Genomic DNA, 19906 nt, shown 5'->3' with positions numbered 1-19906 from the left:
CCGCAGCGAGGAGCCACCGATGAGCGAACAGACCCCCGGCATCTATCTCGACAACAACGCCACCACCATGGTCGCCCCCGAGGTGGTGGAGGCGATGCTGCCCTTCTTCACCGAGCAGTTCGGCAACCCCTCCTCGATCCATCGCTACGGCGATCGCGTCGGGCGCGCGCTGCGCACCGCACGCGCCCAGGTCGCCGCCCTGCTCGGCGCGACGCACGACTCCGAGATCATCTTCACCTCCTGCGGCACCGAGTCCGACGCCACCGCCATCCTCTCGGCGCTGCGCGCCCAGCCCGAGCGGCGCGAGATCATCACCACCGAGGTCGAACACCCGGCGGTGCTGAGCCTGTGCGACCAGCTCGCCAAGGAGGGTTATGTGATCCATCGTCTCGGCGTCGACGGCTACGGGCGACTCGATCTCGATGCCTATCGCGCGCTGCTCACCGAGCGGGTCGCCATCGTCTCGGTGATGTGGGCCAACAACGAGACCGGCACCCTGTTCCCGGTCGAGGAGATGGCCGAGATGGCGCGCGCGGCGGGCGTGATGTTCCACACCGACGCGGTGCAGGCGGTGGGCAAGCTGCCGATCGCGCTCGCCGACAGCGCCATCGACATGCTCTCGCTCTCCGGGCACAAGCTCCACGCCGCCAAGGGCGTCGGCGTGCTCTACGTGCGTCGCAACACCCGCTTCCGACCGCTGCTGCGCGGCGGTCACCAGGAACGCGGTCGCCGCGCCGGCACCGAGAACAGCGCCGGCATCGTCGGGCTCGGGCTCGCCTGCGAGCTGGCCGGCGCCGCGCTCGAGCACGAGCGCACCACGGTGCGCGCGCTGCGCGACCGGCTCGAGCGCGGCATCCTCGCCGCCGTGCCCCACTGCTTCGTCACCGGCGATCCCGACAACCGTCTGCCCAACACCAGCAACATCGCCTTCGAGTTCATCGAGGGCGAGTCGATCCTGCTGTTGCTCAACCGTCACGGCATCGCCGCCTCCAGCGGCTCGGCCTGCAGCTCGGGCTCGCTCGAGCCCTCGCACGTGATGCGCGCCATGGGCATCCCGCTCACCGCCGCCCACGGCACCATCCGTTTCTCGCTCTCACGCTACAACAGCGCCGCCGAGATCGATCGCGCGGTGGACACCCTCGTCCCGGTGATCGAACAGCTGCGCCGACTCTCGCCCTACTGGGGCGAGGACGGTCCGCTCGGCGACGCGCAAACGCCCGGCTTCTCGCCGGCCTACGCCTGACCCGACGCGCGGCACCGGCGCACCATGCCGGTGCCGCGACGCGTCGGCTCTGCGACACGCCCGCCCTCTCCACCCTGTCGCAAACCCTGCAACGCCCCGGTCTCCTGGCGCGCAACCCGCTGAACCCACGTCATCGACGACGCTGGCACTTCCTTTGCTAACAAGTCTCGTCAAGTGCTGTACGGAGCCCACAGATGAAGGATTCAGTCCGCCCGATCACCATCAACGACACCACCCTGCGCGACGGCGAGCAGTCGGCCGGGGTCGCCTTCTCGCTCGCCGAGAAGCTCGCCATCGCCCGCGCGCTCGACGCCCTCGGCGTCCCCGAGCTCGAGATCGGCATCCCGGCGATGGGCGCCGACGAGCGTGACGCGATCCAGGCCATCGCCCGACTCGGGCTCGCCGCGCGGCTGATGCTGTGGTGCCGGATGCGCGCGGACGACATCGCCCGCTGCGCCGGGCTCGACGCCGATCTCGTCGACCTCTCGATCCCGCTCTCCGACCAGCAGCTGGCGTGCAAGCTCGGCCGTGATCGCGACTGGGCGCTGCGCCAGATCGCGCGCTGCGTGCCCGAGGCGCGCGCGCTCGGGCTGGAGGTCTGCGTCGGCGCCGAGGACGCCTCGCGCGCCGATCCCGAGTTCCTCGCCCGCGCCGCCGAGGTCGCCCAGGCAGCCGGTGCGCGCCGCATCCGCTTCGCCGACACCGTCGGCTTGATGGAGCCCTTCGGCGTCTATTCACGCATCGCCACGCTGCGTGCCGCCTGCGACCTGGAGATCGAGATGCACGCCCACGACGACCTCGGGCTGGCTACCGCCAACACCCTGGCCGCGGCCCGTGCCGGGGCGACCCACCTCAACACCACGGTGCACGGACTCGGCGAGCGCGCCGGCAACGCCGCGCTGGAGGAGGTGGTGATGGGACTCAGACACACCCAGGGGATCGACCCCGGGGTCGACCTGCACGCCTTCGAGCAGGTCTCGACCCTGGTCGCCCAGGCCTCGGGACGCCCGGTGGCCTGGCACAAGAGCCTGGTCGGCGACGGTGCCTTCACCCACGAGGCCGGGATCCACGTCGACGGCCTGCTCAAGGACCCGCTCAACTACCAGGGCATCGACCCGGCCGAACTCGGGCGCCATCACCGCCTGGTGCTCGGCAAGCACTCGGGCCGCCAGGCGGTGCGCCAGGCCTATGCCGAGCTGCTGCACCAGGAGGTCGGACTCGATCAGGCCGAGCGACTGCTGCCGCTGGTGCGCCGCTTCGTCACCGCGACCAAGCGCGCCCCGGTCGCCGCCGACCTGCAGCGCTTCCTCTGCGAACTGCCCACTGCAACCGCCCACACCGCCTGAACCGGAGCCGCCGATGAACGACGACAGCGACCTGCACGACCTGGTCAGCGCCGAGGACTTCCTCGAGCACTTCGAGATCGACTACGACCCGGCCGTGGTCCGGGTCAACCGGCTGCACATCCTGCAGCGCTTCCACGACTATCTGGCCGACGCCGAGCCCCTGCCCGAACAGGCCGAGGCTCGTCACCGGCGGCGCGCCGAGCTGCTCACCCGCGCCTATCACGACTTCGTCGCGTCCGACGCGCGCACCGAGCGCGTGTTCCGGGTCTTCCATCTGCACGGACCGCGCAGCGGCGTGCGGGTCGATCTCCAACTCGACCCGGCGGGAGGTGACCATGCGCCCCAACTTTGAGTTCGGCGATGCGGTGCGGGTGATCCGCAACCTGCGCAACGACGGCACCTTCCCCGAGGGCGCGCGCGGCGATCTGCTGGTACGTCGCGGCGCCGTCGGCCACGTGCGTGACGTCGGTACCTTCCTCCAGGACCAGATCATCTACGCGGTGCACTTCATCGAAGAGGGCCGCGTGGTCGGCTGTCGCGAGGAGGAGCTGCAGGCGGCCGACGCGCCCTGGACCCCGAGCCGCTTCGAGGCGCGCGAGCGGGTCGCCGCCGCCCGCCGACTGGCGCTGCGCGGCGAGGTACTGGTCGAGCCCGGGGAGGTCGGCGAGGTGCTGCGGGTCGAGCGCGATCACCCGCAGGGGGTGTGCTATCAGGTGTTGTTCGCCGGGCGTACGCCGCTGCTGGTGCCCGAGTCGGCGCTGGACCAACCCGAAGACCAACCCGAACCCCAGGAGGCCGGATGAAGGCGCGCATCGACCCCTACCACCTGATCCGCGCCTCGGCCAGTCGCTTCCAGTGTCCACCGACCCAGCTCGACGCCGTCCAGCGCGCCGAGGCCGAGCGTCTGGCCAAGCGCAGTCAGCAGCTCGAGGCACTGGTGCTCGCCACCGCCGAGGCGGCGGCCACGCAGATCACCGACCAACAGCTCGACGCGAGCCTTGCCGAGCTGCTCGAGCGCTACGAGGATGAGGTCGCCTTCGAGGCGGCGCTCGCCGATGGCGGACTGGATGTCGCCGCGCTGCGCCGCGCCCTGGAGCGCGAGCTGCGCTTCGACGCCGTGCTGCGTCGCATCGGCGCCCAGGCCCCGGCACCGAGCGAGGACGAGTTGGCCGCCTTCTATCAGCGCCACCGCGAGCGCTTCGTCCAGCCCGAGCGTCGCGAGGCCCGCCACCTGCTCATCACCATCAACCCCGATTACGCGGAGAACCGCCCCGAGACTGCGCGCGCGCGCATCGCGGTGCTGGCCGAGCGGCTCACCGCCGACCCGGATGCCTTCGGCGCGCTCGCCAAGCGTCACTCGGAGTGCCCGACCGCGCTCGAGGAGGGTCGGCTCGGCACCCTGACTGCCGGCCAGCTCTACCCCGCACTCGACGCCGCGCTGTTCGCGCTCGCCCGCGGTGAGATCAGCACCGTGGTCGAGAGCCCGCTGGGCCTGCACCTGCTGCGCTGCGAGCGTATCCACCCGGCCGAGACGATCCCGCTCGACGCGGTCCGCGAACGGCTGCGCGCGCAGCTCGGCGAGCAGGCCGCGCGGCGACGCCAGCGCGACTGGATCGCCGCGCTGCATGAAGCCGGCGCGGTGGCCTGAGTCGGTTGGCTCAGGCCACTTCCTTGTCGTTGCCCTGGACCTGACGGATCAGCGGATAGAGGTGCTCGGTCTCGCGTTGGATACGGTCCATCACCAGCGCCATCATCTGCTCGGTGTCCTGGAGGAAGGCGGCATGATCGCCGATGGTGAGGCTGTGACGCTGCTGCGAACACCATTGCTTCACATAGGCGGCGAAGATGCGCTTGATCTCGATCGAGCCCGAGAGGAAGCGGTTGGCGGTGTTCTTCACCTGCTGCTCGGGGCGGGCGATGAGCCGACCGCAGAGTTCGCGATCGACCAGCTCCATATGCTCGCGGATGCGCGTGGTGAGATCGAAGAAGAGATCGCAGGCGACCTCGGTGTCACACATCGAACGCTCTCGCACCAGATACAGAAAGACGTTCGAGAGCTCGATGATCTTGTGGTTCTGGGCATGCAGTTGGGCAAACGCGACCATGGCCATGCTCCTCCGGCTCGATTGGTGGTAAGCGCGATCGTTGTCGTGAACAGACAACCGGCGTGGCCGCGTTTGTGTGGGGGCGCGGCTCATCATCCTGTCCGCCGGCGTTCGGTCAGTCTACATCCAGAGCGACCGAGGTGCGAAGCGCGTAACAGCGGCCAGCGGCCAGCGGCCAGCGGCCAGCGGCCAGCGGCCAGCGAAAGTTTGAACCACAAAGGCGCCAAGGGCGCAAAGGGGGGAAGAGCCTCCAGCGGTCAGCCGCCAGCCACCAGTGGCGGCCTCCCCTCGCCAGACACCTGCGCGACGGCTGATGACTGGCGGCTGATGACTGGCGGCTGATGACTGGCGGCTGGCGGCTGGTGGCTGCCCCCTCACCCCACGACCGGGAAGGTCACCGCCACCGCCGAGGCGAAGGCCAGGGCGTTGGCCAGGGCGCCGGCGAGCGGATGGTTGACGCGACGATAGACCCAGCCGCTCAGTAGCCCGTAGACCAGGAAGAAGACCAGGATCGCCGGGATGATGATCACCAGGAAGAACAGCTCGGCGAGGTTGAGCGCCACGGCCAGCGCCAGCGACAGCAGAAACAGCAGTTTGGTCGCGGCATAGGCGCCGCGCCCGGCGCCCTGTCCCCGGGTCACCCACTCGTCGGCAGCGAAATAGAGCGCGGTGCCACAGAGGATCGCCAGCACCAGCGGCAGACGGTGGGCGTCGGGCACCAGGGTGGTGACGAAGCGATCGACCGGCAGGGTCAGCGCCACCCCGAAGTAGAGCATCACCGCGAGCGTGGCCAACGCCAGCCGCGACCAGTCGACCGGCGGCAACGCGGGCGTCTCGCCGCACCCGCCGCGCCGACGCACCCACCACAACCCGGCTAGGGTGAGCAGCCCGTAGAGCCCGAAGTGCAGCGACAGATAATCACCGAGCAGGATCGGCAGCCAGCCGGTGGGCAGCGGCCACAGCAGCAGCGGGGTCAGGATCGCGGGGGCCACCGCAACCGGCCACAGCCGCCGCCAGCCGAGCCCGGCGCCGCGCGGCGTCGCGGCCGCACGCGGCAGCAGCGCCGCCAGCGGCCAGGCGAGCGCCACCAGCCCGAGAAAGAGCAGCGCCAGCGCGCCGCCGCGCCGATCGACACCGCCCTGGCTGACATGGCCGAAGCTGCGATCGAGCCAGTCGAGCGCCAGGCGCTGGCCTCCCTCGGCATAGAGCACACCGATGTGCTCGGCGCCCTCGACCAACATCAGCCCGCGCCCGTCGCCCGTCTCCGGCGCGCCGTAGACCTCGCCCGGCGCCACCTCGGTGTCGAGCACCGCCGCAAGCCGCTCGAGTCCCTGCGCGTGGAGCATCTCGGGTTCGAGCGCGCCGTAGACCAGCAACAGGTTGCGGATCGGCGCCACCTCGGTCTCGGGCGAGAGATAGGGCGAGAGCAGCACGCTCGCCACCACCGTCTCGGGGTGGGCCGCGGCATGGCGCGCGAGCACGTCACCGGCCATCGAATGACCGAGCAGCGCCACCCGCCCGCTCGGGTCGGCGTGTTCGAGGGCGAGCGCCACCGCCGGGGTGAGCCCCGCGGTGAGGATCGCGAGACGCCGCTGCTGATCCTCGAGCGAGGCGACGAAGGGCGCCGGGTTGCGCCCGTGACCGGCGAAGTCGAAGGTGACGGCGACATAGCCGTTACGCGCCAGGGTCAGGGCATAGGGCTGCATCATCCGCTGCGAGCCGGCGAAGCCGTGGGCGATCACCACCGCCGGGGCGCGCTCGACCCCGGCGGGCCGGTACAGGGTCAGCGGCACCCCGTCGATGCGCTGGGTGCTGATCTCGACCCCGGCGCTGGCCGCATGCAGCCGCCACAGTGAACCGAGGATGGCGACCAGGGCGATGACGGCGACGAGCAGGCGCAGCAGACAGCGCCCCCGACAACGGGCAAGCGATGGCATGGACATGGGCGATGCGGAGGATCCCAGTGGTTGCAGGGGCCGCCCCGACACCCGAAGTCCCGGGACGAACACATTGGAGAGGCATTCTAAGACGACGCCGGGCGCGATCTCCACCGCCAGCGGCCAGCGGCCAGCGGCCAGCGGCCAGCGGCCAGCGGCCAGCGGCCAGCGGCCAGCGGCCAGCGGCCAGCGGCCAGCGGATTGAACCGCCAAGCCGCAAAGAACGCAAAGAGGTGTTCAGGTTGCCAGCGATCAGCCGGCCGGTGGCCGCCTGTCCTCAAGCACGGACGTCAAGGACGTGCGCGACGGCTGATGGCACGCCGTGCTGTTGTCGAGAGCGCCTACCCACTGGCGACTGGCGACTGGCGACTGGTGGCTGGCGACTGGCGGCTGGTGGCTGGCGGCTGGCGACTGGTGGCTGGCGACTGGTGGCTGGTAGCTGGTAGCTGGCGGCTGGCGACTGGCGACTGGCGACTGGCGACTGGTGGCTGGTAGCTGGTAGCTGGCGACTGGCGACTGGTGGCTGGTGGCTGGTAGCTGGCGACCCGCCAGTCGCCCCCTGCAACCCGATCACGCCCTGCGACGCTCGTCCCCGTCCGCCCGGCGCGCTCGCCAGCGCAACCGTCGGGCGGGTAAACTCAGCCCAACCTGGGGCAGCGGCGCGGCCAGCCCCCATCCATTGCTGAGGAGAACAGAATGCTCGACAAGAAACTGCTCGATATCCTGGTATGCCCGGTGACCAAGGGTCCACTCATCTTCGACAAGGCGCGCAACGAGCTGATCTCGGTCTCGGCCCAGCTCGCCTACCCGATCCGCGACGACATCCCGGTGATGCTCGAGGACGAGGCACGCAGGCTCTCCGCCGATGAACTCGACACCTACCGCGAAGCCAAGGCGGGCTGAACCGGCCCGCCGGCTCGGCGCCATCCTCGCGCTCGGCCTGCCGCTATGGCTCGCCGGCTGCGCCAACGGTGTGCCCGAGGCCATCCGCCACGCCACCGGGGTGGCCACCACCCCGGCCGCGGCACAGCAGGCCCCGACGGCCCATCTCGGCGAGCGGGTCCGCTGGGGCGGCACCATCCTCGCGGTGCACAACCACGCGGAGCACACGACCATCGAGCTGCTCGCCCGAGCACTCGACAGCAGCGGCGAACCCAACCCGGACACCCCCGGCCAAGGACGCTTCCTCGCCGAGTTCCCGGGCTTCGTCGACCCTGCAGGCTATCCCGAGGAGCGCACCCTGACCGTCGTCGGCATCCTGCTGCCGCCCCGTACCCGCCCGGTCGGCGACTATCCCTATCGCTACCCGGTGGTCGCGGTCGAGCAGTCGCACCTGTGGCCGGAGCCGATCCCGGTGCCGCGCTATCCCGCCGGTGTCTATGCGCCCTACCCTTGGTACGGCCCCTGGCGAGGCCCTTGGTACGGTCCGTGGTGATGCGCCTCGGGAGATCTGCGGGGCTCTTGCTCGGGAGCTTGCTGCTACAGGGTTGCGCCGGGACGCCCGAGCACTGTCATCACCCCGTCGGCGACACCGCGCTCGCCCCACAGACGGCACGCGCCAGCGATCAGGGCACGGTGGTAAGCTGGGGCGGCGTGTTGCTCAGCACCCGCAACCTCGCCACCACCACCGAGCTGATGGTCGAGGCCCACCCGCTCGACGATTGCGGTCGTCCACGCACCAGCCTCCCCGCGCGCGGGCACTTCCTGATCCGTCGACCGGGGTTCCTCGATCCGGCCGAATATCGTCCGGGGCAGACGCTCACCGCCTCCGGACGGGTCACCCTGGTCACGGACGACCCGCCACGGCTCGATCAGGCATCGCTACAACTCTGGCCGACAGCCGACGCGCAGCGCCCCGCCAGCCGGCCGGTGACCCGTCCCTGGATCAGTATCGGCATCGGCAGTGGCGGCTTCCACGGGGTCGGCGGCGGCATCGGTATCGGTATCGGCTTCTAGGCGATCACCACCACCCGCACCGCGTCGAGTCGCAGGTGGGTCTTGCCGAGATAGCGCTCGAGCTGCGCGCGCCGCGCCGCCAGCCCCTCGAGCTCATCGGCACGCACATTGGGGTTGACCTCGGCGAGCGCGGCAAGCCGCGCCAGTTCGCCATCGAGACCCTCGCGCATCCGCGCCCGCGCCGCCACCTCGAGACGCTCGCACGCCTGCTGGGCCAGCGTCTCGGCGCGCAGCAGCATCGCCGCCAGTCTCGGGGTCTGCGACTTGATCACCGAGCGCGCGAGCTTGATGTTGCGGGTGAGGCACTCGCCGACGAGGGTGTCGTGGGCGAGCGTATCGGCCAGATCATTGCCCTCGGGGTCGATCAGCAGGCGCAACGGGGTCGGCGGCAGGAAGCGCCCGACATCGAACTCGCGCGGCGCCACGCACTCGGCGACATAGAGCACCTCGAGCAGCATGGTGGTGCGCTCGAAGCGCGAGTCGCGCATCAGCGTCACCGCCGAGGTGCCGAGATCGGAGTCGCACAGCAGCTCCATCGCCTCGCGCACCATCGGGTGCTCCCAGGTGAGAAACTCGCGATCCTCGTGGGCGAGCGCGTCGGTGCGATCGAAGGTGGCGGTCAGCCCCTCGGCGTCGAGCCTGGGGAAGTGCTCCTGGAGCATCTTCTGCCCCGGGCGCACGATCACCGAGCCACCGCTGCCGGGCTCGTACTCGACCCCGAAGGCATCCCAGAAACGGCCGATGTAGTCGGCCACCTCGCGACCGCCGTCCTCGGACTCGATCGCCTCGACCAGCGCGGCGGAGCGCTCGGGACGGTGCGAGTGCAGCTCGAGCAGGCGATCGCGACCACCGGCCAGATCCTGCTCCAGCGCCGTGCTGCGCGCGCGCGCCGCGTCGATCAGTGCCGGCAGGTCCTCGGGGTCGCGCAGGACCTGGAGCAGTTGATCGGAGAGCGACTCGAACACCGTGGTGGCCGCCGGTCGCGGCTGCTCGAAGGCACCCAGCCCCTCGGCATACCAGCGATACAGGGTCTCGCCCGGACCGCCGGCGAGATAGGGGACGTGGATGCGGATGGTCTCGGTCTGACCGATACGATCGAGCCGACCGATACGCTGCTCGAGCAGATCGGGCTCGAGCGGCAGATCGAACAGCACCAGATGATGGACGAACTGGAAGTTGCGCCCCTCGCTGCCGATCTCCGAACACATCAGCAGCTGGGTGCCGTCCTCGTCGGCAGCGGCGAAATAGGCCGCGGCGCGATCACGCTCGACGATCGACATGCCCTCGTGGAACACCGCGGCATGGATCCCGGCGCGTCGCTGCAGGGCCTCGCGCAGGGTCAGCACGGTCGCGGCATCGGCGCAGATCAGCAACACCTTGGCCGGGCGCTGCGCGCGCAGGGTCTCGATCAGCCAGTCCACCCTGGGGTCGTGTGTCTCCCAGTCGGGCCCGAAGCCACGCTCCGGGTTGAGCCGCGCGCCGGTGCCCGGGATCGCGGCGAAGGCCGGGGGCTCGGGCAGGGGGTGCGGGATCAGCTCGCGCGCGGGGAAGCCTTCGATCGCCGCGCGGGTGTTGCGAAACAGCACCCGCCCGGTGCCGTGACGGTCGACCAGACGCTCGATCAGCTCGGCGCGATCGACCCCTTCGGTGTCACCGACCAGCCCGGCGAGCAGCGCCGCCTGGTCCGGCTCGAGCGGGGCCTCGTCGAGCAACCGCGCGGCCAGCTCGGCGACCGGCGCGTACTCGGCCTCCTCGGCCTGGAAGCTGGCATAGTCGTGGAAGCGCGCCGGGTCGAGCAGCCGCAGCCGCGCGAAGTGCCCGGCCCGCCCGAGCTGCTCGGGGGTGGCGGTGAGCAGCAGCACCGCGGGGGTGATCTCGGCGAGCGCGGCGATCAGCTCGTACTCGAGGCTCGCGTCTTCCTCGTCCCAGGTCAGGTGGTGGGCCTCGTCGACCACCAGCAGGTCCCACTGCCCGTCGAGCACCGCACGCGCGGCATCGGGTTCCCCGGCGATCAGATCGAGGCTGCAGAGCACCTGCTGTTCGGCATGGAAGGGGTTGTCCTCCTCGATGGCGTCGAAGCGCGCGCGGTCGAACAGCGCGAAGCGCAGGTTGAAGCGTCGACGCATCTCCACCAGCCACTGGTTGAGCAGTGGCTCCGGGGTCACCACCAGCACCCGACGCGCACGCCCGGTGAGCAACATGCGGTGCAGGATCAGGCCCGCCTCGATGGTCTTGCCCAACCCCACCTCGTCGGCGAGCAACACCCGCGGGGCCTCGCGCTCGGCGACCTCGGCGGCGATATGGAGCTGGTGCGGCACCGGCGCGACCCGTGCGCCGAGCAGACCGAATACCTCGGAGTCGGCCTCGCGCTGTCCGCGCAGCCAGGTCTGATAGCGCAGACTGAACCAGCGGTCGCTGTCGATGCGCCCGGCGAGCAGCCGCTGCTGCGGCCGGTTGAAGCGCTGGCGGTCGTCGAGTTCGAGTTCGGGCAGCTCGCAGCGCGCCCCCTCACAGTCCTCGCAGACATAGTTGATCAGTCCACCCTGGGTGCGGGTATCGACCACCACCAACTCGCGCCCGGCACGGTCGCGGATCCGCTCACCGGGGGCGAGTTCGACCCGGACCAGGGGCGCGCTCTGGCGCGCATAGAGCCGCGTCTCGCCCACCGCAGGAAAGGCGATCTGCACGCAACGCGCGTCAACGGTGGAGACGATGCCCAGACCCAGTTCACCCTGGGTCTCGCTCAGCCAGCGCTGGCCGGGTACGAAATCATCCATCATGCTCGATTCAAAGTCGTCGGAGAAAAGCGCGCTATGCTACACCGACGCACCCGGCAACCCCAGGGGCGAAAACGCGCTCGGCCACCAGCATCCAGCGATCAGCCGCCAGTGGCTAGCATAGTCCGGCCGGCGACCGGTGGCTGACGACCGGCGGCTGGCGACTGGCGACTGGCGGCTGACCGCTGCCGCCTGCTGACCGCTGCCGCCTCACGTCTCGAAGCGCGCGATGTTGCGCGCCAGGACCTCGGCCTGGGCGGCGACCTGCCCGGCGGTGCGGGCGTCGTCCTCGGCGCGCGCGGCGGTCTCCTCGGTGAGGTCGCGGATGGTCACCAGGTTGGCATCGAGCGCGCGACCGACCTGACTCTGCTGCTCCACGGCGGTGGCGATCTGGGTGGTCATGTCGAGCATCCGCTCCATCTCCACGGCGATGCGTTCGAGCAGCTCACCGGCCTCGCGGGCCTTGGCGACGCTCCCTCGCCCCTGCTCCAGACTGGCATCCATCTCGCCCATCATCGCGCGCGCCTCGGCACGCACCCGTTCGAGCGTCTCGCCGATCTCGCGGGTCGAGCCCTGGGTGCGATCGGCGAGCGCGCGCACCTCGTCGGCGACCACCGCGAAACCGCGCCCGGCCTCGCCGGCGCGCGCCGCCTCGATCGCGGCGTTGAGCGCGAGCAGATTGGTCTGCTCGGCGATGGCGCCGATCACCGCCAGCACCGAGTCGACCTGCTCGGCGTGCTCGACCAGGGTCGCACCGATTCGCGCCGACTCGGCGAGCCGCTCGGTGAGCGCCTCGATCCGCGCCACCGTCTCACCGACCGCTCGCTGCCCGGCCTGGGCATTGCCGCTGGCCTCGCGTGCCTGCTCCGCGGTGGCGTCGGTATTGCGCGCGATCTCCTCGATGGTGGCGGCCATCTCGGTGACCGCGCTGGCCACCTGCTCGGTCTCGGCGCGCTGGGTGCGCAGCCCGGCGATGGTGCTCGCCGAACTCTCGCTGAGCGTCGCGGTCGCCCCGCGCAGCGCGGCGCTCGCCTCCCCGCCCTGCTGGAGCAACTCGCGCAGCAGCTGGATCATGGCGTCGAAATAACGCCCCATCTGCGCCAGCTCGTCACGCCCGGCGAGGGCGATGGTCTGGGTGAGATCGCGCTGTTCGGCAATCCGCTGCATCACCCGGGCGCTGTGCCCGAGGCCTCGATCGAGCTGGCGGGCCAGTCCCAACACCAGCGCCACCACCAGCACGGAGACCGTCGTCACAAGCCCGATCAGGGCGAGCGCGGTGCGCTGGCGCGCCCCCCCCAGCAACGCGTCGACCTCATCGACGACCCTGGTGAGCCGACTCTGGCTCTCGGCGAGTCGCGTCTCGAAGGTACCGCGCAGCCCGGCGTCGGGCGCGAGTCCGATCCGCTCGCGCCCCTCGACCAGGGCGAGGAAATCACGCCGGTAACGCTCCAGGGCGGCACGGGTCGTCGTCTCCGCGCCCCCCAGGTCGGCGAGCAGCCGGGCATGGTTGTCCTCGAAACGGGCGACATAGTCGCGCACGTCGCGCAGCATGAAGTCTTTCTCGTTGCGCCTGAGCTGGAGGATGCCGACCAGCAGATCGTCACGCCCCAGCGCCTCGACCGCCGCCTCGGCCTGATGCACCGCCTCGCGCAGACTGCCGTAGAGCCCCGAGCGTGGATCCAGCCCGACCTCGCGGTAGGTCGCCACCAGGCGTTCGAAGGCGTCGGTGGCCTGGTCGAACGCGCCGGTAAAGGGCTCCAGGACCTCCCCTCCGAGCCCCTGCCGATCGAGCCGCGCGCGCAGCGCGGCACGCAAACGCACGAGCGATTGCGCTCGCGCCTGGAAGCGATCGATGGAGGCCGGATCGAGTTGGTCGATGAAGAGACGGGCCTCGCGTTCGAGACCGGTCAGTTCGAGCGCGAGTTCGAGCAACTGCTCCTTCGACTCGTCGAGCGAGGCGGCCCGCTGCCAGGCCCACCAGGTGGCGCCCAGCACCGTCGTCAACGCCAGCAAGACGACGACGGCCAGGGCGATGAGCTTGAGACGAATGCGCATACTACGGCTCCTCACCAGGAGATCATGCATCATCGCGCTCGGTGGCAGGGGGAGCGCGCCCAGCCCGCTTGCCCGGTCGGGTCGCCGAGGGCACATGCGCCGCTCGAGACCCTTCGATTGCACCGTCGCGCACCCCCTTCGGCGTCAACAGCACGCAGCCGCTTCAATCGGGTCATACACCAAAGAGTATAGGCTATCCGAGCATGGATGATGACCGCTCAGGCCGCGCTCTCGGTCTCGAAACCGCGCAGCACGCGTTCGAGTTCGAGCAGGTGACGGGCCTGGGGGTCGAGCCGGCGAGCACGCGCGAGATAACGCCGGGCGCGCTCGACATAACCGGCATCGCCACCCAGACGGTGGAGATAGAGCAACAGCGCCTGCACCAGCGCGGAGGCGAACAGGGTCGACTCCGGGGCCTGGTCGGCAAGCCACTGCAGCTCGCGGATCGCCGGCTCCAGCTCGCCGGCGTCGACCGCGGCGACCGCGGCGCGATAGCGCTCGCGCCACTCCAGGTCGGGGATGCGCGCGGCCGCGACGCGCGCGCGGCGGGCCCCGCCACCGAGCCGCTCCGACCACCGCGCCCAGGGCCCGGGCTCGCCCTCGACGAGCAGCGGCAGCAGTGCCAGGCGCTGCAGCGGCGAGGGCGGCGGGCGGGTGAAGACGAGATAGAGCGCGGGGATGAAGAACAGCGTCAGCAGGGTCGAGAAGCCGAGCCCCCAGACGATCGCGGTGGCCACCGGCCCCCACATCAACGACTCGCCGGCGAGCCCGGTGGCCAGCGACACCAGCCCGGCGATGGTGGTCAGCGAGGTGATGATGATCGGCACCACCCGGCGGCGCGCGGCGGCAACGACGGCGCGCGCCACCCCCAGCCCGTTGGCGAGATAGCGGTTGGCGGTGCTGATCAGCACGATACAGTCGTTGGCCGCGATCCCGGCCAGCGCCACCACCCCGTAGAGGGTGTAGAGGCTCAGCGGATTGGCGCTGGCGAACAGTCCCACCACCACGCCGATGAAGGCCATCGGCACGGTGGCGAGCACCAGCAGCGGCTGGCGGTAGCTGACGAACTGGGCGCCGAGGATGAGATAGATCAGCCCGAGACCGACGACGAACAGCACCAGGATGGCATTGAGACTCTCCTCGATGTCGTCGTTCTGCCCGGTGAGATCGATGTCGACGCCGGGGTAGCGATCACGGGTCTCGGCCCAAAAGGCGCGGATGGCGAGATTGGCGCTGACGGTGTCGGTCCGGGTGCTGTCGATGTCGGCCTCGACGGTGATCGCGCGCCGGAAATCGTAGTGACGGATGTTACTGGTGGTGCGCTGGGTCTCGACCCGCAGCAGCTTGCCGAGGGCGATCTCGCTGCCGTCGGGCAGCCCCACCGGATGATCGAGGAAGGAGCGGGTGTCGAGCAGCGCGCGCGGCGCGCCGCGCACCCGCACCTCGAGCCGCTCGCCCTGGTGCTGCATGCTCGCCACCACCTCGCCGTCGGCATAGAGGCGCACCATCCGCACCACCTCGGCCGGGCTCAACCCGGCGCGAACGATGGCATCGGGGTCGAGACGCACCTCCAGCTCCATGCGCCCGCGGGTGTCGTCGTCGCTGATGTCGACCACCCCCGGGGTGGCGGCGAGGAAGCGCTTGATCTCGGCGCTGGCCGCGCGCAGCTCGGCGACGTCGTCGCCACGCACCTTGACGTTGATCGCCTTGAGCGTCGGCGGCCCGATCTTGCGCCGCAGGAAGGAGACCTCGAGCGGTCCCGGCACCGCCTCGACCGCCGCGCGCACCGCCGAGATCAGCGCCTCGACCCCGCGCCGTCCGGGCGCGGCCGGTTCGAGGCTGACGAACACCTGCCCCTTCTCCTCGCCGAACATCGGCTCGGTCTCGGTGAAGCGCTGCCCGGCATAGCTGATCAGCGCCCGCGCCTCGCCCTCACGCAGCTCGGCGCGCACCCGCTGCTCGATCGTCTCGAGGGTGGCGAGGGTCTTCTCGACCTTGGTGCCGGGCGGCATCTCGACGTTGATGTAGAACAGCCGATAGAGATCGGTGGCGAAATAGTCGACCCGCACCAGCCCGCCGGCGACCATCGCCACCGCACCGCCGAGCAGCACCGCACCGAGCGGCGCGATCCACCAGCGCAGCCCGAGGAAACGCACCAGCGCCCGCGCGAAGCGCCGCCGCAACCAGTCGGTGGCGCGCAACCGGGCGCGTTGCACCTTGCCGGGATGAGCGGGGTCGACGCGCGCCTCGAGCATATGGCTCGGCAGCATCCAGTAGGCCTCGACCAGGCTGATCAACAGCGCCAGGGTGACCACCGCCGGGACGAACTTCATGTAATCGCCGAGCACCCCGGGAATCAGCATCAACGGCAGGAAGGCGGCGATGGTGGTGAGCACCGCCGAGCCCACCGGCACCGCCACCTCCTGCAACCCGGCAACGGCCGCGGCCACCCCCTCGTAGCCCTCGCGCAGCTTGTAGTAGATCGCCTCGACCACCACCACCGCATCGTCGACCAGCATCCCCAGGCTGATCACCACCGCCAGCAGGGTGGTCGAGTTGAGCGTCTGGCCGAACAACGCGAGCAGGATGAACACCCCGCCAAGCACGAAGGGGATGCCGATGCTGGTGAGCACCGCCACCCGCAGGCCGAGAAACAGCCACACCATCACCAGCACCAGCGCCAGCCCGACCAGGGCGTTGCGCTCCATCACCCGCACCGCGTGCTGGGTGGCCAGGGTCTGATCCTCGAGCAGCACCAACTCCAGGCCCAGGGTGGCGAACCCGGCGTTGGCCCCGTCCATGTAGTCGCGGATGCGCGCGAGCAGCTCGATGTTGTTGACCTGGTCGGCCTTGAACACCGACAGCAACACCGCCGGATGCCCGCCGTAGCGCACCAGTTCGTCGGGCTCGTCATGACCGCGCACGATCTCGGCCACCGAGCGCAGCGGCAACTCACCCAAGGCGGTGACGATCGGCAGGTCCTCGAGATAGCGCGGATCGTCGCTGGTACCGACCACGCGCACGAACCACTGCTGATCGCCCAGCGAGATACTGCCGGCGGCGAGATCGCGAAAATAGGCGGTGACGGTATCGGCGAGATCGACCGGCGAGACGCCGAGCCCGACCAGGTGCTCGGGGGAGAAGTCGACCTGCAGCTCGGGGTCGGTCTGACCGATGCTTTCGACCCGGTCGACCCCGGACATCCGCTGCAGGTCCTTGCGCACCTGCACCGCTGAGCGGCGCAGCTGCTCGTCGGCGGCGCGCCCGACCAGCGCCAGGGTGGCGGTGGGGAAGGCGTTGGCGCTACTGACCTCAACGATCTCGGGCTGGCGCGCATCGGCCGGCAGCTCGCGCAGCTGGCTCTGGATCTCGCGCCTGAGGTCGTCCATGCGCTTGTCGAAGGCCGCGGGACCGATGTCCTCGAAGCGCACCAGGATCGAGGCGATCCCCTGGCGGCTGTTGCTGCTGACGAACTTGGTGTCGTCGACCCGCTCGATGCCCTCCTCCAGCGGTTCGGTCACCCGGGTCTCGACGTCCTCGGCCGAGGCCCCGGGCCAGATCACCCGCACCGTCACCCAATTGAAGTTGACGCTCGGGTCCTGCTCGCGCGGCAGCTGCAGATAGGCGATGGCGCCGAGCACCACCACCAGCAGAAAGGTCAGGTTGGTGAGGACGTGGTTGCGGATCAGCAGCGCGAACATGGCCGTCTCAATCCACCCTCACCGCCTGACCGTCCTCGACCCGGAAGCGCCCGTCGACGATCAGCCGGGTGGCCGGTGTCAGACTGGTGGCCGCCGGGTGGCCCGCACGCGCCTCGGGCAGCGGCAGGAAGCGTGCGTGGCCGTCGGCGAGCACGAACACCCCGAGACCGCCATCGCGCTGCACCAACAGATCGGCGGGGATGCGCCCGCCGCCGACCCGCCAGCGCAACCGCCCGGTGGCACCCGGTGGCGCCGGTTCGGCGGCGAAGCGCAGCCGGACCTCGTAGGTACGCAGCCGCCGCTCGAGGAGCGGCAGCACGGTGCGCAGCCGCACCGGATGGTCGCGCAACCGACCGGCGAAGCGCATCTCGGCAGCGGCCTCCAGACCGTCGAGATCCTGCTCCTGGACCTTGGCGCTGACCTCCACGTTCTCGTCGTCGAGCAGACGCAGGATCTGGGTACCGGGCACCGCATAGTCGCCGACGCTGGCGATGCGCTCGATCACCACCGCATTGAGTGGCGCGGCGATGGTGCACTTGGAGGCGGTGTACTCGGCGGCGTCGAGCGCGGCCTGGAGCCGGTCGAGTTCGGCCTTGCGGGTGCGCGCGTCGGCCTCGCGCTTGTCGAGTTCCTCCTGCGAGATGCTGCGTCGCTCCGAGAGCCGGCGCGCGTTGTCGAGCTGCAGCTCGCTGAACTCCAGGGTGGCACGCCCGGCATCGAGCGCGGCGCGGGCGCGGGCGACCTCGATGCGGTGCGGGGTGCAGTCGACCCGGGCGAGGACCTGACCGCGCTCGACCCGATCGCCGACGGCCACATCGATCGCGGCGATCACCCCGTTGATCTCGGCACCGAGCCGGGTGTCGTTGAGTGCCACCGCCTCGGCCGGCGCCTCGCGCACCGGATGCACCAGCACCGCCCCCAGCTCGACCGTGGTCACCGGCAGGGGCGACTCGGCGCCGACCAGTTCCGGCAGCAGCAACAGTACCCCAGTGATGAACATCCGCAGCATCATTAAGCATCCCTGTCCCGCCCCTGCCGTGACGACCGACGACCGTCTCAGCAAGGGGCTCGTGCCCTTATCACGGAATCGACCGACACCGACGTGACGATCCCCCCAAAGCATAGACCGGATCCGGGACAGGGTCGGGAGGGGCGTGTAGCATGGCGTGCGTGCCGGACGCGGATGCACACGGCCTGACGGACACCACACGAGGTCACAGCCATGAGCCTGACGCTTGTCATCCTGCTGGTCGCCCTGGCGCTGCTCGCCATCTACGCGATCGCCGTCTACAACGCCCTGGTGCGGCTCAAGCATCAGGTGGCCAAGAACTGGTCGAACATCGATGTCGTGCTCAAGCAGCGTCACGATGAGCTGCCCAAGCTGGTCAGCGTCTGTCGTCAGTACATGCGCTATGAACAGGAGACCCTGCAGCGCGTGGTCGAGGCGCGCGGGGCGGTGTTCGCCGCCCGCGAGCGCGGCGACCTGCGCCAGCTCGGCACCGCCGAGACCGCGCTGCGCGCCGGACTCGGTCAGCTGCTGGCGATCGCCGAGTCCTACCCCGAGCTGCAGGCCGACCGCGCCTTCCGCGACCTCGGGGCGCGGATCAGCCAGCTCGAGGACACCATCGCCGACCGTCGCGAGCTCTACAACGAGAGCGTCAATCTGCTCAACGTCCGGCTCGCGCAGTTCCCCGATCTGCTGATCGCGCGCCGGCTCGGCTTCACCCCGGCGAGCCTCCTCGAGTTCAGCGAGGCGCGCGCCGACGTCGATCTCGACGCCCTGTTCGGCTGAGCCGGCGACCATGCTCGAGACGCTCGCCGATGCCCTGGCGCAGCCCCCGGCCGAGCAGTTCTGGATCGGCTGGACGATCGTCACCGCCGCGGCGCTGTTCGCGCTGCGCTGGACCCTCGGCCGCTACCACGACCTGCGCCGGGTCACCGACACCCCGACGGCACGGATCCGCTCCGCCGCCCAGGGACAGGTCGAGCTGCAGGGACTGGCCGCGCCCCACCAGGCGCCCCTGCTGGCACCGCTCACCGGCGCCCCCTGTCTGTGGTATCGCTACCGTATCGAGGAGCGCCGCGACAGCGGCCGGCAGCAGCGCTGGGTCAAGGTCGAGGCGGACAGCTCCGAGGCCCCCTTCCTGATCGACGACGGCAGCGGGCAGTGTCTGGTCGACCCACGCGGCGCCCAGATACGCTGTCATCGCGCGCGGGTCTGGTATGGCCCACACCGCGGCGCGCCCCCCGGCACCGCGCCGAGCGCCTGGCAGCAACTGTTCGGCGGCGCGCGGCGCTGGCGGATGCACGAGGAGCGCATCGAGCACCACGACCTGCTCTATATCCTCGGTCATCTCGAGACCCCGCGACGCGGCCCCGAGGCGCGCGATCGCCTCACCCGCGCGCTGCTCAACCGCTGGAAACGCGATCCCGAGCGGATGCGTGCGCTCGATCGCAACGGCGACGGCGAGATCGATCTCGATGAGTGGGAGCGGGCGCGCACCAAGGCTGCACAGCTTGCCGAGCACGCCGAGCGCCAGCTCGCCGCGACCCCGCCGCGACCACGCGTGGGACGCGGCCCCGACCCCCGACTGCGCCCACTGATCGCCAGCGGCGACGAGGCCACCCTGATCGACCAACTGCAATGGCGCACCGCCGCCGGCGCCATCCTCACCGGCCTGCTCGCGCTCGGCAGCGCCCTGGCCCCGGCGCTGCGGCTCGGCGCCTGAGGGCTGCACCCGCTCCTCCCGCCACACCACATGGCCCCTCGCCGCACACCAGACCAC

16 protein-coding genes are annotated in these 19906 nt (G+C 70.5%); 10 read left to right on the top strand and 6 right to left on the bottom strand.

The annotated features are described in order from the left end of the window. The first annotated feature begins 19 nt into the window (after nt 1–19). From nifS to nifM, 5 genes are all read left to right on the top strand, one after another. On the top strand, nt 20–1243 hold the full coding sequence (gene nifS, locus ACAM26_RS06555) for a cysteine desulfurase NifS (RefSeq protein WP_369613321.1): 1224 nt from the start codon (nt 20–22) through the stop codon (nt 1241–1243). A 194-nt stretch (nt 1244–1437) separates the two neighbouring features. Continuing rightward, the gene (gene nifV, locus ACAM26_RS06550; RefSeq protein ID WP_123140116.1) at nt 1438–2589 is read left to right on the top strand and encodes a homocitrate synthase; all 1152 of its coding nucleotides are present in this window, start codon (nt 1438–1440) and stop codon (nt 2587–2589) included. A gap of 13 nt (nt 2590–2602) precedes the next feature. Beyond that, on the top strand, nt 2603–2941 hold the full coding sequence (nifW, locus tag ACAM26_RS06545; RefSeq protein WP_123140115.1) for a nitrogenase-stabilizing/protective protein NifW: 339 nt from the start codon (nt 2603–2605) through the stop codon (nt 2939–2941). Beyond that, nucleotides 2925–3392, top strand: coding sequence for a nitrogen fixation protein NifZ (locus ACAM26_RS06540; RefSeq protein ID WP_123140114.1), 468 nt, complete (start codon nt 2925–2927; stop codon nt 3390–3392). The genes nifW and ACAM26_RS06540 overlap by 17 nt, the downstream gene beginning before the upstream one ends. Beyond that, nucleotides 3389–4237 carry a nitrogen fixation protein NifM gene (gene nifM, locus ACAM26_RS06535; RefSeq protein ID WP_369613320.1) on the top strand — a complete coding sequence of 283 codons (849 nt, stop codon included), beginning with the start codon at nt 3389–3391 and terminating at the stop codon, nt 4235–4237. Before ACAM26_RS06540 ends, nifM begins: the two co-directional genes overlap by 4 nt. Before the next feature lie 10 nt (nt 4238–4247). Here nifM and ACAM26_RS06530 read toward each other — a convergent pair whose 3' ends face one another. Both ACAM26_RS06530 and ACAM26_RS06525 read right to left on the bottom strand, forming a co-directional pair. Next, complete coding sequence (locus tag ACAM26_RS06530; protein WP_123140177.1) at nt 4248–4694, bottom strand: hypothetical protein; 447 nt, start codon at nt 4692–4694, stop codon at nt 4248–4250. A 374-nt stretch (nt 4695–5068) separates the two neighbouring features. Further along, nucleotides 5069–6637, bottom strand: coding sequence for an alpha/beta hydrolase (locus ACAM26_RS06525; protein WP_369613319.1), 1569 nt, complete (start codon nt 6635–6637; stop codon nt 5069–5071). A 690-nt stretch (nt 6638–7327) separates the two neighbouring features. Here ACAM26_RS06525 and ACAM26_RS06520 point away from each other — a divergent pair. From ACAM26_RS06520 to ACAM26_RS06510, 3 genes are read left to right on the top strand one after another with little or no spacing between them, the layout of a single operon-like run. Next, nucleotides 7328–7534, top strand: a complete 207-nt coding sequence (locus tag ACAM26_RS06520; protein WP_005222694.1) for a Trm112 family protein — start codon at nt 7328–7330, stop codon at nt 7532–7534. Further along, the gene (locus ACAM26_RS06515) at nt 7497–8066 is read left to right on the top strand and encodes a Slp family lipoprotein (RefSeq protein WP_369613318.1); all 570 of its coding nucleotides are present in this window, start codon (nt 7497–7499) and stop codon (nt 8064–8066) included. The genes ACAM26_RS06520 and ACAM26_RS06515 overlap by 38 nt, the downstream gene beginning before the upstream one ends. A 26-nt stretch (nt 8067–8092) precedes the next feature. Next, nucleotides 8093–8587 carry a Slp family lipoprotein gene (locus ACAM26_RS06510; protein WP_369613317.1) on the top strand — a complete coding sequence of 165 codons (495 nt, stop codon included), beginning with the start codon at nt 8093–8095 and terminating at the stop codon, nt 8585–8587. On the opposite strand, the gene rapA is transcribed toward ACAM26_RS06510, so the two are convergent. The 4 genes from rapA to ACAM26_RS06490 form a co-directional block, all read right to left on the bottom strand. Next, nucleotides 8584–11367, bottom strand: coding sequence for an RNA polymerase-associated protein RapA (gene rapA / locus ACAM26_RS06505; protein ID WP_369613316.1), 2784 nt, complete (start codon nt 11365–11367; stop codon nt 8584–8586). The two genes, ACAM26_RS06510 and rapA, sit on opposite strands and share 4 nt — an antisense overlap. 207 nt (nt 11368–11574) lie before the next feature. Beyond that, nucleotides 11575–13419, bottom strand: a complete 1845-nt coding sequence (locus ACAM26_RS06500; protein ID WP_123142211.1) for a methyl-accepting chemotaxis protein — start codon at nt 13417–13419, stop codon at nt 11575–11577. A 218-nt stretch (nt 13420–13637) separates the two neighbouring features. Beyond that, complete coding sequence (locus ACAM26_RS06495; RefSeq protein ID WP_369613315.1) at nt 13638–17120, bottom strand: efflux RND transporter permease subunit; 3483 nt, start codon at nt 17118–17120, stop codon at nt 13638–13640. Nucleotides 17121–17127: 7 nt separating this feature from the next. Further along, nucleotides 17128–18132 carry an efflux RND transporter periplasmic adaptor subunit gene (locus ACAM26_RS06490; protein WP_369613314.1) on the bottom strand — a complete coding sequence of 335 codons (1005 nt, stop codon included), beginning with the start codon at nt 18130–18132 and terminating at the stop codon, nt 17128–17130. Between the two features lie 210 nt (nt 18133–18342). Here ACAM26_RS06490 and ACAM26_RS06485 point away from each other — a divergent pair, with 210 nt between their 5' ends. Continuing rightward, entirely contained in the window at nt 18343–18912 is a 570-nt protein-coding gene (locus ACAM26_RS06485; RefSeq protein ID WP_123142212.1) for a LemA family protein, read from the top strand. A gap of 10 nt (nt 18913–18922) precedes the next feature. Further along, entirely contained in the window at nt 18923–19849 is a 927-nt protein-coding gene (locus ACAM26_RS06480; RefSeq protein ID WP_369613313.1) for a GIDE domain-containing protein, read from the top strand. Nucleotides 19850–19906: the final 57 nt, after the last annotated feature.

Origin of the sequence: Marichromatium sp. PS1, from assembly GCF_041155115.1 — a bacterium.
GTDB classification, from domain to species: domain Bacteria; phylum Pseudomonadota; class Gammaproteobacteria; order Chromatiales; family Chromatiaceae; genus Marichromatium; species Marichromatium gracile.
Note: the sequence above shows the minus strand (reverse complement) of the source record. Positions and strands in the feature narration are given on the sequence as shown.

Bases quoted from the DNA above. Each gene is read 5' to 3' on its own strand.
- nifS (WP_369613321.1), top strand. From the start codon at position 20: ATGAGCGAACAGACCCCCGGCATCTATCTCGACAACAACGCCACCACC.
- nifV (WP_123140116.1), top strand. From the start codon at position 1,438: ATGAAGGATTCAGTCCGCCCGATCACCATCAACGACACCACCCTGCGC.
- nifW (WP_123140115.1), top strand. From the start codon at position 2,603: ATGAACGACGACAGCGACCTGCACGACCTGGTCAGCGCCGAGGACTTC.
- ACAM26_RS06540 (WP_123140114.1), top strand. From the start codon at position 2,925: ATGCGCCCCAACTTTGAGTTCGGCGATGCGGTGCGGGTGATCCGCAAC.
- nifM (WP_369613320.1), top strand. From the start codon at position 3,389: ATGAAGGCGCGCATCGACCCCTACCACCTGATCCGCGCCTCGGCCAGT.
- ACAM26_RS06530 (WP_123140177.1), bottom strand. From the start codon at position 4,694: ATGGTCGCGTTTGCCCAACTGCATGCCCAGAACCACAAGATCATCGAG.
- ACAM26_RS06525 (WP_369613319.1), bottom strand. From the start codon at position 6,637: ATGTCCATGCCATCGCTTGCCCGTTGTCGGGGGCGCTGTCTGCTGCGC.
- ACAM26_RS06520 (WP_005222694.1), top strand. From the start codon at position 7,328: ATGCTCGACAAGAAACTGCTCGATATCCTGGTATGCCCGGTGACCAAG.
- ACAM26_RS06515 (WP_369613318.1), top strand. From the start codon at position 7,497: ATGAACTCGACACCTACCGCGAAGCCAAGGCGGGCTGAACCGGCCCGC.
- rapA (WP_369613316.1), bottom strand. From the start codon at position 11,367: ATGATGGATGATTTCGTACCCGGCCAGCGCTGGCTGAGCGAGACCCAG.
- ACAM26_RS06500 (WP_123142211.1), bottom strand. From the start codon at position 13,419: ATGCGCATTCGTCTCAAGCTCATCGCCCTGGCCGTCGTCGTCTTGCTG.
- ACAM26_RS06495 (WP_369613315.1), bottom strand. From the start codon at position 17,120: ATGTTCGCGCTGCTGATCCGCAACCACGTCCTCACCAACCTGACCTTT.
- ACAM26_RS06490 (WP_369613314.1), bottom strand. From the start codon at position 18,132: ATGATGCTGCGGATGTTCATCACTGGGGTACTGTTGCTGCTGCCGGAA.
- ACAM26_RS06485 (WP_123142212.1), top strand. From the start codon at position 18,343: ATGAGCCTGACGCTTGTCATCCTGCTGGTCGCCCTGGCGCTGCTCGCC.
- ACAM26_RS06480 (WP_369613313.1), top strand. From the start codon at position 18,923: ATGCTCGAGACGCTCGCCGATGCCCTGGCGCAGCCCCCGGCCGAGCAG.